12 protein-coding genes and 1 pseudogene are annotated in these 14,681 nt (G+C 56.2%); 7 read left to right on the forward strand and 6 right to left on the reverse strand.

Going from position 1 to position 14,681, the window contains the following annotated elements; all coding sequences use genetic code 11:
- Window positions 1–5: 5 nt before the first annotated feature.
- Window positions 6–1,895, forward strand: a complete 1,890-nt coding sequence (locus BLT77_RS12205; RefSeq protein WP_090365548.1) for an AAA family ATPase — start codon at window positions 6–8, stop codon at window positions 1,893–1,895.
- Window positions 1,896–2,061: 166 nt separating this feature from the next.
- Window positions 2,062–3,822, forward strand: a complete 1,761-nt coding sequence (locus BLT77_RS12210) for a DNA recombination protein RmuC (protein ID WP_245709935.1) — start codon at window positions 2,062–2,064, stop codon at window positions 3,820–3,822.
- 127 nt (window positions 3,823–3,949) lie between these two features.
- On the opposite strand, the gene BLT77_RS12215 is transcribed toward BLT77_RS12210, so the two are convergent.
- Entirely contained in the window at window positions 3,950–5,203 is a 1,254-nt protein-coding gene (locus BLT77_RS12215; RefSeq protein ID WP_090365549.1) for a tyrosine-type recombinase/integrase, read from the reverse strand.
- Between the two features lie 423 nt (window positions 5,204–5,626).
- On the opposite strand from BLT77_RS12215, the pseudogene BLT77_RS12220 reads away from it, so the two are divergent.
- Both BLT77_RS12220 and BLT77_RS12225 read left to right on the forward strand, forming a co-directional pair.
- A pseudogene (locus BLT77_RS12220) lies at window positions 5,627–5,836 on the forward strand (RNA-binding S4 domain-containing protein); the annotation flags it as partial.
- 104 nt (window positions 5,837–5,940) lie between these two features.
- The gene (locus BLT77_RS12225) at window positions 5,941–6,297 is read left to right on the forward strand and encodes a ribonuclease E inhibitor RraB (RefSeq protein WP_090365551.1); all 357 of its coding nucleotides are present in this window, start codon (window positions 5,941–5,943) and stop codon (window positions 6,295–6,297) included.
- Between the two features lie 57 nt (window positions 6,298–6,354).
- Here the strand turns inward: BLT77_RS12225 and BLT77_RS12230 are convergent, their stop codons facing one another.
- Complete coding sequence (locus BLT77_RS12230) at window positions 6,355–7,677, reverse strand: DEAD/DEAH box helicase (protein ID WP_090365553.1); 1,323 nt, start codon at window positions 7,675–7,677, stop codon at window positions 6,355–6,357.
- 218 nt (window positions 7,678–7,895) lie between these two features.
- Between BLT77_RS12230 and BLT77_RS12235 the strand changes: the two genes are divergently transcribed.
- Window positions 7,896–8,798 (forward strand): LysO family transporter, encoded by a 903-nt coding sequence (locus BLT77_RS12235; protein ID WP_090365555.1) that lies wholly within the window; start codon window positions 7,896–7,898, stop codon window positions 8,796–8,798.
- 56 nt (window positions 8,799–8,854) lie between these two features.
- On the opposite strand, the gene BLT77_RS12240 is transcribed toward BLT77_RS12235, so the two are convergent.
- Window positions 8,855–9,508, reverse strand: coding sequence for a thiopurine S-methyltransferase (locus BLT77_RS12240; RefSeq protein ID WP_090365558.1), 654 nt, complete (start codon window positions 9,506–9,508; stop codon window positions 8,855–8,857).
- 61 nt (window positions 9,509–9,569) lie between these two features.
- Window positions 9,570–9,929, reverse strand: a complete 360-nt coding sequence (locus BLT77_RS12245; RefSeq protein WP_090365560.1) for a hypothetical protein — start codon at window positions 9,927–9,929, stop codon at window positions 9,570–9,572.
- A gap of 175 nt (window positions 9,930–10,104) precedes the next feature.
- Here BLT77_RS12245 and BLT77_RS12250 point away from each other — a divergent pair, with 175 nt between their 5' ends.
- Entirely contained in the window at window positions 10,105–11,937 is a 1,833-nt protein-coding gene (locus tag BLT77_RS12250; RefSeq protein WP_090365563.1) for a serine/threonine protein kinase, read from the forward strand.
- A 48-nt stretch (window positions 11,938–11,985) separates the two neighbouring features.
- Here BLT77_RS12250 and mgtE read toward each other — a convergent pair whose 3' ends face one another.
- Window positions 11,986–13,329 carry a magnesium transporter gene (gene mgtE / locus BLT77_RS12255; protein WP_090365565.1) on the reverse strand — a complete coding sequence of 448 codons (1,344 nt, stop codon included), beginning with the start codon at window positions 13,327–13,329 and terminating at the stop codon, window positions 11,986–11,988.
- Window positions 13,330–13,545: 216 nt separating this feature from the next.
- Window positions 13,546–14,142 carry a DUF3530 family protein gene (locus BLT77_RS12260; protein ID WP_090365568.1) on the reverse strand — a complete coding sequence of 199 codons (597 nt, stop codon included), beginning with the start codon at window positions 14,140–14,142 and terminating at the stop codon, window positions 13,546–13,548.
- Window positions 14,143–14,395: 253 nt separating this feature from the next.
- Here BLT77_RS12260 and BLT77_RS12265 point away from each other — a divergent pair, with 253 nt between their 5' ends.
- Entirely contained in the window at window positions 14,396–14,668 is a 273-nt protein-coding gene (locus BLT77_RS12265; protein ID WP_090365570.1) for a hypothetical protein, read from the forward strand.
- The last annotated feature ends 13 nt before the right edge of the window (window positions 14,669–14,681 follow it).

Consider the following 14,681-nt stretch of genomic DNA (forward strand, 5'->3'; position numbering starts at 1 on the left):
TTGTAATGAAGCGAATTATCTCACCACCCAGGTCACAGTTAGATAAGCTTCGCCAACCCTTAACTCCGGGAGAAAGGGTTGTCCTCGAATTCTTTGACCGTCACCTTCCGCCCCAATGGGAAATCTATATCCAGCCCCATCTTAATGGTCTACGCCCAGACTTTGTATTGCTGAATCCCAATATGGGCATCGCTGTTTTTGAAGTGAAAGACTGGGATCTAGACGCTCTCTCTTATGAGGTTCGCCCTCGAGAGCACAGCGCGCCCGTACTACTAGGAAAAAAAGATGGTAAAACCTTCTCACTTCAATCAAACAACCCTGTAGAGAAAATTCTTCAATATAAGAAAGAAATATATGAAATTTATTGTCCTCGATTGAAGCAAAGGGCCGGCTTTGGGCTTATAACTGCAGGAATCATATTTCCTTTTGCCAATATGGACCCGATTAGGGAGCTGTTTGGTCCAAGCACACAATATCGTAGTCAAGCGTACCAATTCGCTAATCTTCATCCCATCGTCGGAAAAGAAGCACTTGATGGTGATGACATCACGACTGTTTTCCCTAAAGCATTGAATGGCTATGACAAGAGGATGACTCAAGATGCATACCTAGATATGAGAAATTGGCTAGTTGAACCTGATGTTGCAGCTAAACAACGCCAACCAGTAGAAATCGACAGAGTACAAAGAAATCTAGTAACCAGCCGAACTAAATCAGGTTATCGACGAATCAAAGGTGCTGCTGGTTCCGGGAAATCACTTGTCCTTGCTACCCGCGCTGCAGAACTGCTAGGTCAAGGCAAGCAAGTACTTGTTGTAACCTTCAACATCACCCTGATTCATTATCTAATGGACATTGCCGTTCGCTGGCCTCAATCAGGCGGAAAAACGCGCTCCGATATTACCTGGCTAAATTTTCATGCCTGGTGTAAGCGTGTTTGCATAACTGAAGGCTTTGAACAGGATTACAAAGCCCTCTTTACCCAACAACACGACGAGAACGCGCTTCGAATTGGCCTTCCCGCTTTGACTGGCCGCATCATCGACATGGATACGGAAGACTCTGTTCAAAGATACGATGCTGTACTTGTTGACGAAGGACAAGACTTTCTACCTGAATGGTGGGCAATACTTCGCAAAGTATGTAAGCCCGATGGAGAGATGCTTCTTGTTGCAGATGCTACCCAGGACATTTATGAAACCGCCGAACGATGGACTAATGAAGCCATGAAGGGAGCAGGATTTCGAGGTAATTGGGTTGAACTTGGCATTAGCTACCGATTGCCCAAAGTCGTACAAAAACATGCGTCGAACTTCGCCCGATCTTTTTTGCCGCAAGAAAGCCTCTCATTGCCTAATTCCCCCCAAGGAGATTTAGGGCTTGAGCCCTGCGAGCTCCGTTGGTTGCAGGTAAATGAGGATATGGCCAACGAAGTCTGTAGTGAAGAGCTGCTCAGGCTGACTACTTCTGGGTCGCCCGGAACACTCGCTTTTGCGGACCTCACATTTCTCAGTGACAACCGTAAAACTGGATATGAAGTCGTTAAGAGCCTCGGTAGCAAAGGGATTAAGGTCGTTCACACTTATGACCCAAACGATAAAGAACAACGCAGGCAGAAAGTCGGCTTCTATATGGGTGACGCTCGCATAAAGGCAACAACGCTACACAGTTTCAAGGGGTGGGAATCCCGAGCTTTGGTCATCTACCTTGGCAATCATACAGATGCTAAAAGCCTAGCGCTCTTGTACACCGGTCTCACTCGAGTGAAACGTCACCCTGATGGCAGCTGTTTAACGGTCGTATGCGCATCACCAGCTCTGGAAGAGTTTGGTAAGTCGTGGCCAGACTTTGAGTCCAAGACTCTGAGCATTGCCGACTATATGACGCTACTTTAAAACCTGTTCTTATGGCGACCTCTTTTCTTGCGCGAGAACATTGAGAGACAAGATCAGATTCCGGGCTCACACAAAGCTCAGTACTCAAAGCGAGGCAGCAAGGAAGTCCGAGCAAACCACTACTTTTTAAAACCAATACACCTTAAGTCAAAAACAAGGAGCTGTTATGAATCCTGCCGTTATCGCAATAATCACATTACTCGCCTCGGCGCTTACTGGAGGCCTTGCCTTCTGGTTGGCCAGCCGACGAGCCATTAAAACAGAAGCGGAACTTGAACTACTCAAGATCGAGCTCGATAAGTCTAAACGAGATGCTTTGGTTTCTGCAGACACTATCGACTCGATGGAACAAAGTTTAACGGATGAAAAAATCAGGGCCGGAAAACTGGAAACCGAAAAAGGCGCCTTAGAGAAACGCATTGAAAGGCTGGAGCTAGACCATTCAGAGATTTGTCAGAAACTTGAAATCTCTGCAGATAAGGAAAAGTCACTCTTAGCTACAAACAGCAAAGCACAAGCAGATCTTGCTGCTTCCGAAAAAGCCCGGGACACCTCTAAAACCGAGCTGGAGCAAACCAAACAATCTAAAGAGGAGTTCCAGTCCCGTAACAGTGATTTGGCTGCCAAGCTTAAAGAAGCCCAAACTGCCCTATCCGAAAAAGCAGAGACTTTTGGCGCGCTCAAGCTAGCTTGGGAACGAAGAGAAACTGAGCTGAAGGCAGATGCTGCCACCGCTACTGAGAAAGCTGAGACTCTTCAAGCCGAAAACACGAACCTTAAAACTAAGAATCAAGAATTCACTACTTCGCTTGAGAAAAAGCAGGAACATTTCGACGAGCAGCTGAAGTTGTTGCAGGAGAACAAGGCGGAACTGACAAAGCAGTTTGAGACTTTGGCCAACGAGATCCTCGACAAGAAAGGCAGAGCTTTCGGTGAGCTCAATAAGGAAAGCATGACCAACATCCTCTCTCCAATTCAGGCCGAACTTAAAGGCTTCAAGGAGAAGGTTGAAAACATCCATACTCAAGAAACTGAGCAGCGCACTAAGCTTCGTACCGAGCTGGAAAACCTGCAAAAGCTGAATCAAGCTATCACCGAACAGGCCGGTAAGCTCACCACCGCCCTGCGAGGGCAGAAAAAGGTGCAAGGTAACTGGGGCGAACTGATGTTAGAGAATGTACTCGACAACTCAGGCCTACGCCTAGGGTCGGACTATAAACGTGAAGACAGCTTCAACACCGAAGAAGGTCGATTACGTCCCGATGCAGTTGTCTATCTACCCCAGGGCAAACACCTAATCATCGATGCCAAAACCTCGCTAAACGCCTATACCGAATACGTCAATGCTGATGATGAATTGCAGCGCACCGCCGCACTGGCCCAACACACTTCTGCTGTGGGCGATCGCATCAATGAACTGTCAAATAAGAGCTATTTCAACATCCCCGGTCTAAATTCACCGGAGGTGGTGATCATGTTCATCCCTATCGAGTCTGCGTATGTGGAAGCCCTTAAATCTGACGACACCTTATTCCAACGTGCACTAGAAAAGAATGTCCTGGTAGCCACCCCCACAACCTTGTTGACCAGCCTCAACATTGTCCGCCAGCTGTGGCGCTTTGAGGATCAGAACAAACACACCGCCGAACTGGCAGAGAGGGCTGCCAAGTTTTATAACCAGCTTCGCCTCTTCCTTGAATCCATGGGAGAAGTTGATAAGCAGCTGGACAAAGCCAAAAGCTCCTTTGGTGAGGCAATGAAACGCTTGCACACCGGCCGAGGTAACTTGATCAAACGAGCCTCTGAATTCAAAGAGCTCGGTGTATCTGTACAAAAAGAGTTACCAGCTCCTTTAGTTGAGAAGGCGGAACTAGAGCTCTTATCCGCCGAATTGAGTGAACTTGAGATAGAAGCCGAAACAACTTAATTAGCTGAGCTGAATGGGCCTTAGCAATCGCTTCGGCCCAACTCAAATAGTGCAGTAACGTAAGCATGGAAGGAATACCATGTTGAAAAATACTATTATCAAAAAATCCGTCTTAAATTGGAGCCCTCTAAATATTGAATTGTAGAACTTTGCTACTATCTGCAGAGGCTGATCCTGAAGGCTTAGACTCCAGATTTTGTGACTGCATTAAAAAGTCAAACCACAGCTCCAATGCTGTCTCTTTTTCTGAAAGGTACTGGCTACGATTGTATATGGCCATCACCCCTCCCAGACTGTGCCCCAACAGCTGCTCCACAACGTGGGGCATCACCCCCATATTGTTTAAATTCGTCGCTAAGGTGCGACGCAGGTCATGCAGCGTCCACTTTTCGGCATGCTTTAACTTTTGCCACAACAACCGGCCAGCCTGGCTAACTGCTTCGGGCCGTTTCAGCTCTCCCAGCATATAACCACTGTGTAAAGTTTGAATCCTGAGCTCCCGTAACCAGGGGATCAACTGTTCTGGGATGGGGCGAATGATCTGCAAGTCGGTTTTGCTATGGGCTTTCGGTACAGTCCAAAGCTTGTTTTTCAAATCCCACTCAGACCACTCGGACAAACGCACCTCATGGGAGCGTGCACCAAAGATGATCAACACCTTCAGCATCACCGAGAGATAAGTGCCGAATTCGTCTTGTTCAGCCGAACCCCATAGCTGGCGCAACTCAGTTTCATTCAGAACGCGGTCGCGCTTGCCCTGACGCTGACCAACATCCGCAACCGTCAGGTCATCCAGGGCCCTGCTAACCGCATAGTGCCGCACACGACAATAGCGCAGCGCCTGCTTGGCGTTTTGCATAATGTAACCCGCCGCAACTGGCGCAGGCCGGCGATCACTTTTCTTGTCGCCCTTACGAATCTTGTCAAAGCACTCCAGCCAGATCTGGGTGGTGCACTCGGTCAATGGCAGTGCGCCAATTTCAGGATAGATGTGACGCTTAAACTGGGCGCGATGTTTATCGGCATGTACACGGTTGGGCTCAGCGTACTCTCGAAGCCAATACCCCAATGCATCCTCGACCGTCACCGGCGTTAATGTTTGTGCCCGTTGCAACAACCGCTTGTGCTTCGGATCGTATCCTTCAGCAAGCCAGGTGCGGCACTTGTCCGCTTCATCCCTAGCACTGACCAAAGAAAGGTCCGGGTAATCCCCGAAGTCAATTCGTTTGTTCTTGCCATTGATCTTGTACCGGAACTGCCAGCGCACTTTGCCCAGCTTAGAAACCCGTGCCGCTAATCCACCACCATCGGTCAGGGTGATCACCTGTGCATGGCGTTTCTTATGCACAGCCTTGAGGCTCTTATCGTACAGTTTTCCCATGTTCAGACACCAAATCCATGTACCCTCATATGTACCCCGAGTGTGCCATAAGTCCAAACTCAAGCCAATATAAACAGAAACAAGAAACCACAAATAACCGTTTATAAACAACACCTTGAAGGAGCAAGCAAGAACAAACAGATTAGTATGAAAACAACAAAATACAGTCTACGGCATGAACTAAGAGCGTTGCTCTGAGTGAATTTTTCAAAAGCCCGCCCGGGAAACCGCGGCGGGCTTTTTTGTGTCCGCCATCAGCGGCATTCTGCCGAAACGGAAAGGCGCTCGCCCATCCCAACCCCGGGCGTTGCCCCAAGGTTCAGGCCACCGCACCGAGCCGGACTTTTTTCTTGTCGCTGCCGCTCCCCGTTCAGCGGTGTTTGCCGTTATAATGAGGCCATTACACTGCGAGGACACGCCACAATGAGCGAACAACTGCCACTGATGCCCGGCTGCGACTTTATCGAACTGTACAAAGTCCTCAAGATTCAGGCCTGGGTTGGCTCCGGAAGCGACGCCAAGCTGGTGATCGGCGAAGGCCTGGTGGAGGTCAACGGCCAGGTGGAAACCCGCAAACGCTGCAAGCTGGTTCAAGGTGACGTGGTGGCCTTCAATGGTGAACAGGTCACCATCGGCGCCACCAGTACCGAAGCCCGCCCCGCTAATAACGACAAACCCAAGGTGGCCAGGAAGAAACCTCGCCCCTCTATCCAGTTTTAACCATCGAGTAGGTATCCATGTCTTTTCCCAATGACCCCACCGGCGAACTGCTGCAACTGATGCAAGACGAAGGCATCGATCTCAGCCAGCCCTACATGCTGGACTTCTACGTGCTGTTTGCCGACGAAGCCAAGGGCCAACGTGCCGCCGAGCGGGTCCAAAAAGAGTTTGAGGGCTGTGGCCTGTTCCTGAACCACAACGAACAGAGTGGTGACTGGGAGCTGCGGCTGATCAAGGAGATGGTGCCTGAGCATGGCCCCATCAACGCCATCGAGACCACCCTGCAGGCGCTGTGCAAGCAGTACAAAGGCAAGGTGGACGGCTGGGGCATGCTGGAGCCGGAAGACGACGACAGCGACGACGGTCTCGATTAAGACCGGCCCATAAAAAACGCGCCCTAGAGCGCGTTTTTTTCTGTCTTGGCAATCGCCTTAGTCGCCCTGAGGCGCCTTCTTCTTGCCGAACGGCACATCACCGACGTCTTTGAGCACAAAGGCGGTCTTCTTAACCTTCTTCGGCGCCGCCGATTTACGGGCACGGGCCGGTTTGGCCTTGGTCTTGGCCGCCTTGTCGCCGGCCTTGGCCGGGGCTTTTTTCGGCTTCAGACCGGTAAACTTGGCCTCCAGTCCTTCCAGGGCGTCAAAGCTGAGGCTGTGACCGAGGAAGCTCTGCAGCGCCATGGCCGCCGCCCAGTCTTTCGGCCCCACCAGAGACACCGCGGCGCCGCTGGCTCCGGCGCGGCCGGTGCGGCCGACCCGGTGAATGTACTCTTCCGAGTGCTTAGGCAGATCGAAGTTGATCACCAACTGCACCTGGCTGATGTCCAGGCCACGGCTGGCCACGTCGGTGGTGATCAGCAGCTGCGCCTTACCGGCGGCAAACTCGTCCATAATGCGGTTGCGCGCCGCCTGGCTGAGATCACCGGACAGGGCCAGGGTCGAAAAGCCCTGCTCTGCCAGCCAGCTGGCCAGGCGTTCGGTATCGCCCCGGGTGGCGGTAAACAGCATCGCCTGCTTGTAGTCTCTCTGTTTGAGCAGGGTCATCAGCTGCGCCTGCTTATGATCCAGGTGATCCGACAACAGGAAGGTATGGCTGATGTTGTCGTGCATCTGCTGCTCGGCATCGATGCGTACCCGGGCCGGGGCCGACAGCAGATCGGCGCCAAACTCGTTAACCACGGCGTTGTCCATAGTGGCGGAGAACATCAGCGTCTGCCGGCGACGATGGTCGGCGGCCTTGTGGATGGCGGTCAGCTGCTTGGAAAAACCCAGATCCAGCATGCGATCCGCTTCGTCCAGGATCAGCATTTCCAGCCCCTTGAGCTCCAGGTGGCCGTGCTCCAGGTGGTCCGCCAATCGTCCCGGGGTGGCAATCACAAACTGCGGGTCTTTGGCCAGCGCCTTGCTCTGCAGGTTGAAGTCTTCACCGCCGAGGATCAGCACTCCTTTGAGGTTACTGCCGGCGGTCAGGCCGCGCAGCTGACCGTAGACCTGTTTGGCCAGCTCCCGGGTCGGGGCCAGCACCACCACCCTCGGGTCACGCTTACTAAACGCTTTTTGCTTGATCACCCTTTGCATCGCCGGCAACAGATAGGCCAGCGTTTTACCGGACCCGGTTTTGGAGGAGGCCAGCAGATCTTTTCCGGCGATCACCACCGGAATGGCTTGTTGCTGAATCTCAGTGGCGCCTTGAAAACCCTGATGATCCATACGTTCCACTAAGCGCTTATCCAAGCCCAGTTCTTTAAATTGCAAAGGGGTGTCTCCTGCGGGATGTCATAAAGCGCCCAGTATACACCAAACCCGGGGGGAAGTAGGCCATCGACGCCGCCATTGTGGCGCCAACTCCGTGACCGGACAGAAGCCGCGGCTATGGGCGCCATGGGCGACGGTTATGACTGTGGCCGCTATGGTTGTCGAGTCCGGGTCTGGCTGCTACTCTGCCTGCCTTCGTATTCACAACCAACAGCGCCATGTCCCTAGAATCCCTGGTTATTCTTCTCCCCCTGTTTGCCGGTTACCTGATTCCGGTAACCCGCCCGGCCCTGCTGACCGGCATCGACAAGCTGCTGAGCGCCATCGTCTATCTGATTCTGGCGTTGATGGGGCTGTCACTGGCCCAGGTGGACAACCTGGCCGGCGAGCTGAGCAGCATCCTGCAGTTAGTGGCGCTGCTGATCGGTTTGAGCCTGGTACTGAACCTGGCGCTGTTGCCGCTGGTGGATCGACGCTGGCCCATGGCTCTGACCCTGAACAACGGCCATCAGCCACTGGGCAAGATGATGTTGGAATCGTTGAAACTGGCGGCCGTGGTGGTTGGCGGGGTGGCGTTGGGGCTGGTGCTACCCGTCGGCCATCAGGCCATTGAGTCTGGCGCCAACGCCGCGCTGATGCTGCTGTTGGGGCTGATCGGGATTCAGCTGCGGGCGTCCAACCTGGGGCTACGGGCGATTCTGCTCAACCCCAGGGGACTGGCCATCGCCGCCATTGTCGCCGTCACCTCACTGCTGGCCGGCGCCCTGACCGCCCTGATCGCCGGGCTGCCGGTGATTCACGGCATCACCCTGGCGGCGGGCTTTGGCTGGTACTCCCTCAGCGGCATCCTGATCACCGACGGCCTGGGGCCGGTAATGGGCTCGGTGGCCTTCCTGTTCGACCTCAGCCGCGAGCTGATCGCCATTGTGATTATTCCGATGCTGATGCGCCGCTCGCCGGCGTCCGCCATCGGCTACGGCGGCGCCACGGCCATGGACTTCACCCTGCCGGTACTGCAGCAGACCGGCGGTGCCCCGGTGGTGCCAGTGGCCATTGTGTCCGGCTTCCTGCTGAGCCTGGCCAGCCCGGTGCTGATCCCCTTCCTGCTGTCGCTGGCGTAACCACGACAGCCCTTGGAGGGCCTGAAAAAATCGGCAACAACACACCGTGACCCGGCTTACAGTCGGGTCAGTTTAAACACCAGCTCATCCAGACTCGCCACCTGCTTTTTCACGAATCTGGGGTTGTCCGCCAGCACGTCGCTGCGCTCCAGCAGCTCCACCTCAAACAAGCCTTCGCTGTGTTGTCGCACCCAGGACTCGGTCACGCTGAACGGCGGGCCGGACAACTGCTGCTGCGGGTAATCCAGGGTTATCAGCAACCCGGGGGTGCCGGCGGGCAGCAGGCTGGCCAGGTGCTGCCAGTAACGCAGCCGCATCGGCTCCGGCAGGGCGATGAGGGCGGCGCGGTCATAGAAGGCGGTCACCGGTTGAAGTTGCTGAGGCGTCAGGGCAAACAGATCGCCCTGCCACAGTTCGAACGGGCCATCGCAGAAGCGGGTCAGTTCACCACCCGCCTCGCAGACCGGTTCGAGCTGCTGCTCGTCAAAGAAACTGCGCACCGCCGCTTCGCTGAGCTCACTGCCGACGATGTCGTCGCCCAGCGACGCCAGCCACACCATGTCCAGCGATTTGCCGCACAGAGGCACCAAAACTCGGCCCAGCGAATGCGAGATCGCGGGCCAGTGGCGTTTTAGAAAGGGATTTATGTCGTCCTGATGAAAGCCGATAAGCTGACGATCCCACTTATCGTGCCAGAATGCTGCGTCCATTGTGTGCCAATCCTGCTAAAAATAAGCTTGGCACCTTAACGGCTCCGTCAGCGGTTGTACACTACCACTCCTGATCCAAGACAACACGAACCTTCTCCAGCCACTTGCAGTTGTCGCAACTGCAGGCTCGGCGAGACAGGTGTGCCGGGGTCAACTGGGCTTCGACGTAGTCACAGGCCAGAGTCAGCTCACGGCGAAACGCTTTCAGGGGTTTGGTTTCATTGGCCACCAGCTCGTCGTTATGGTTCAGCCATTTGCATTCCATACCCTGGTGACAGTAGATGCAACGCTCATCCACCGGGTTATAAAACACCGCGTGAGGACAAAAACGCACGTCCATATTATCCCGCATTTTGTTGCGCGGATATTTTAACAATTCAATCAGCTCGGCGACTTTGGGCCCGGCTGCAACGTCGGCCATCTCTAGCCCTCCCGTGTTACAATACGGATCCAATCATCACACAATCGAATTCGAATCCATTGATTTCGATCAAAGAAGTGAACGCTTCTATGTGGCGGTTACAAAGCTGTACAGGGACAAAAAGTGCAACTTAATCGGACGGGTCGTCACGATGGTCGGTAAAACAAGGAGTTCCATGGTAGACACGGCGCCATTACAGCAATTCTACATCGCCGAAGAACAGTCGATTTATCTTCTTGGCCACCACGATGCCCAAAAACTGAAGCAGTGGTTACGCCTGTGTGAAAAGCAGCTGGCCCGACTCGGCTACCGCCACATCCGCTTCGTCGGCAAGGGGGTGTACGGCTTCGTATTTGCCGGACGTCACCCCAATGGCCAGGAGCAAGTGTTTAAGTTCTCCCGCATCACCCTGCCCGCCCATCTGCAGGCGCGGTTGGAAGAGGAGGCCTGGATGCTGGAGCAGGTTGACCACCCCAACATTCCCAAGCTGATTCGCTATCAGCAGCTGAAGCTGCAGGGGATCATGGTGATGACCCTGGCCCCGGGGCGGGACCTGGCCCAACTGGCCCTGCGCTGCGGGCCGCTGCCACTGAGCTGGCTGGCCCCCATCGCCCAGCAGCTGGCGCAACTGCTGCGCTACCTCAGGCAGGATCTGCCCCGCCCCATCGTCCACGGCGACATCAAGCCCTCCAACCTGGTGTTTGATCCCAGCAACCATCACTTGTCGCTGATCGACTGGGGCTCGGCGGTATTCGCCCAGCAGGACGCCAGCGGCGAGCCCATCGCTCAGACCGGCCTGGGGGTGGGCGGCGAGCCGCTGCGCAGCAACGCCCGCATGGGCGATCTCTACTTCATCGGCGCCGAGCAGCTGGCAGGCAGCAGCAGCTCGCCCCGATTCGACGAACAGGGGGTGGCGGGCACCCTCTATTCACTGGCTTCTGGACTGCCGGCACGTTTTGGCAGCAGTGTGCTGCCCGCCGCAAGCCTGGGGCTGCCCAAGGCACTGGCCGACACCCTGGATGCCATGCTCAGCGACGATCCGATTCGCCAGCGTCAGGGCGGCGACCATTTCATCGACCGCCTGACCAAAGGGCCGGCCTGGCAGCCGCCGTCGCAGACCGAGTCCGCCATTAACCCGCAACTGCCGGTGTGGGTGCACCAGTTCGGCCACGCCATCGATACCGTCGCCTACAGCTCGCGCAAATCGTTTCTACAGCAACATCAAAGCCCGGACAGTCGCGCCCCCAGCGGCGATCTGCAGATCGATCGCTACTACCGCGATTACCTGGTGGGGATGGGCGACTGCGAAAAGGCGTTTGTGACGGCGGTGGGACGCCTCGGCGAGTTCCCGATCCTGGGCGGGCTGGCGCTGCATTGGCACGGCGGCGGCGTGGCCATCGATTCCAGCCTCAACCTGTTTGACCCTACCCTGAGGGCGCCCTTTGCCCATGCGGTCAACAACCTGGTGCGGCTGGCACAGTCGATTCCCCACCACGGGGTGTTCAAAGCCTGCTTCTTTAACGCCCGTGATACCCTGCACATCGAGCGCGACAACGAGGCACTGCCGTTTCAGCCGGCGCCGGAGCAGGCGATCCCCTTTGAGGTGGCCGAGGTGCCGGAATTGGAGGACAAAACCCGACTGCACAGCTACTTCGAAGATGGTCGCGACCCAGACGAAAACCTGTCCCTGCCCGCCGGCATCATGGCCGAACTGGGGCGCCTCAATGACATTCACCATACCGGCTGCATCATCTTCGAGGTGCTGCCCACCCACCTGAAGCTGCACAGCTACCTGAAGCTGCTGGATACTCAGCGCCACCAGGAGTTCAGTCAGTGCCTGCAGCGGATTCTGTCTCAGGTCAACCAGATTCAGGAACAGGGGATCTCCGGCTTTATGAAGCTGCCCTACAAGAACACCCGCCACTTCGTGCCCCGGCCGCGCCATCCGGCGCGCTACCTGACCCCGCCGCGCACCAGCCTGGCGCGCCTGCGACAGCCCAAGCCATAAAAAAACGCGCCCGAGGGCGCGTTTTTTCTGTCGCGGTAACTGTGCGCCTCAGAGATCGAGAATCATGGTGGCAAAGCTGAAATAGATCAGCACCCCGGTGGCATCGACAATGGTCGTTACCAGCGGTCCGGAGGCGGTGGCCGGATCCAGCTTCACCCGGCTGAGAATGAACGGCAGACACAGACCGATGATGGAGCCGGCCATCACCACCGACACCATGGCAAAGGCCACCACCAGCGCGATCTCGGCGCCGCCGCGGAACCAGCCGAGGGCAAATACCGCCACCGCCATGGTCAGGCCCAGAGCGCCGGCCACCAGGAACTCCCGCCCCAGCACCTTGGCCCAGTCCTTCATGTCCACCTCACCGGTGGCCAGAGCCCTCACCATCAGGGCCGCCGACTGAGAGCCGGCGTTACCGCCACTCCCCACCAGCAGCGGCATAAAGAACACCAGCGCCACGTACTTGGCGATGGTGTCTTCGAAATAGGCGATGCCGGCCCCGGACAGCAGGCTGCCGAACACCAACAGCACCAGCCAGAACACCCGCTTACGATACAGCTCCCAGCCGGTGACCTGGTTCATGGGGGCGTCCAGCTTGGCCACCGATGCACTCTTCTGCGCATCCTCGGTGGCTTCTTCCACCGCCGCATCCATGGCGTCATCGTAAGTCACAATGCCCACCAGCCGATCATCACCGTCCAGTACCGGCAGGGCCAGCAGATCGTAGTGGCGAATCTTCTGGGTCACCTCTTCCTGATCTTCATCGACCCGGGCGTGCACCACACCAGTCCGCATCAGATCGTCAATGAGGCGATCCGGGTTGGCCAGAATCAGCTCCCGCAGCGACACCGTGCCCAACAATTTGCGGTCGGCATCGATGACGTAAGTCTGGTAGATGGTTTCTTTGTCCGGCGCTTCCAGCCGCAGCCGCTTCAGCGCCTTACGCACCGGCCAGTGACCCTTAAGGGTGGCGTAGTCCGAGGTCATCAGGGCGCCGGCGGTCTCTTCCGGGTAACTGGCCAGACGACGAACGTCTTCCCGCTCCGCCTGGGCCAGCCCGGGCAACAGGGTGTGTTGATCTTCTTCGGACAGGCGGTTAAACAGATCCGCCCGTTCGTCCGCTTCCATCTGGGAAAACAGGGCCGCCAGATCGTTGCGGCTCATGGTGCGGGCGATCTCCGCCTGTGCCAGCGGCTCCAGATAGCCAAACAGGTTGGCGTGATCCGGCAGCGACAGCATCGACAGGAACTGGGCCGCCTGCTCGGCGGTAAATTCGCAGATCGCCGCCGCAATATCCGCGGCGTGGGCCAGCTCCAGCGTCGCCCGGGCGGACTGCTTGTCGCCGGCAACCATGGCGTGCTCTAAGGTGGCAAAAAGGGTGTCTTTTTGCATGCTTCGTCTCCAAAGGCTGGCTACGAAGCAGGCAGGGAGGGAGAGTATCCCTATGAGAAGTGGACTTCGCGGCCGTCAAACAGATTGTAAGTTATGGTTTTCGTTTCGTCCCAACTGGGACTACTCGGGCTTGGGTCCATTTTTGATTTACTCAAATAATTAGGCGCGCCGATTGTAGGCGCATTCATCTGCCACATCAAGACAATAGAGGTCCGGTTACCGCAATTGTCGACTCAGCCAGCCATGGATGCGGGTAATCAGCTCCTGATGGTCATTCACCTGCTGGTAATCCAGGTAGTTGCGCCACTGGCGGTAGTTTCTTTTGTTGCTGCGGCTGGCTTCGACGGCTCGCTGCTTCTGCCCGGCTTTGGACAACGGATGATCCCAGTCAGAGATGACATCCAGCACCGGTGACGGCTGCATCACCAGCCGTGCCGCCAGAGCGGGGGTATCCTGCTCTGGCCACTGAAAGCCGCCGACGCTGACCAACGCCAGCGGTGGCTCCAGCTTGCCGTCCGCCAGTTTCGCCGCCAGGATGCCCACCACCTCACCCTGAGCCAGCCAGACGGTGTCGCCACCCAGCACCTCACCGGGCTCTTCCGGCAACGACGGTACCACCCGAACCTGCCATCCGAGATCCGGCAACCGGGCGATCAGCGCCTGGGACAGACCGGAATAGGGGCTGCCCCGCTGGGGCTCCACCAACAGCACTTCGGCTCTTACCCCCGCCAGATTGCTGGGATAAAGATTGGGCTCACTGGCCTGAGCCAGGCCACAAAACAACAACAGGGGCAACAGTAAACGGGCAATCATATCCAGGGCATCGGCATCATCGGTGGCGACAATGTATCACTGCCCCGGGCGTTGACCCAAGTCACCGACGCCAATTTTCCACCATCACGGCGTCGCTGAACCCGGGCTGACCGAATCGCCACCTCAGGGTAAAGTGTTGCAAACTTAATCGCTCTGCCCTTGTCAAAGCCCTAAGTAGAGATAGAATGAATATTGACGCCCGTGACATTAGCGGCACCACATTCACACCGACAAGGTAACTTAAGGGCCAATTATGAATCAGTTTTCCAGTGGCATAGCAGGATGGCAGCATCGATTCCGGATCATTAAACCCTCAGGTGCCGGTCTGATTCTGCTGCTGTTGATGGTGCCGCTGCTGCTGTTGATGCTGCCGCTGGTGCTGCTGAGCAGCCTGGCGTTCTGGGCCATGAACACCGCCTGGCGCTACCGTCGCCCGGGGCGCACCCAGAGTGCCCGGGACACCGACGTCGACCACGCTTCCGGCGTGATCATCGAAGGGGAAGTGGTCAAACCCCGTCAGGACTGAGCCGAATTCTGAA

This window comes from Ferrimonas sediminum, from assembly GCF_900100175.1.
GTDB classification, from domain to species: domain Bacteria; phylum Pseudomonadota; class Gammaproteobacteria; order Enterobacterales; family Shewanellaceae; genus Ferrimonas; species Ferrimonas sediminum.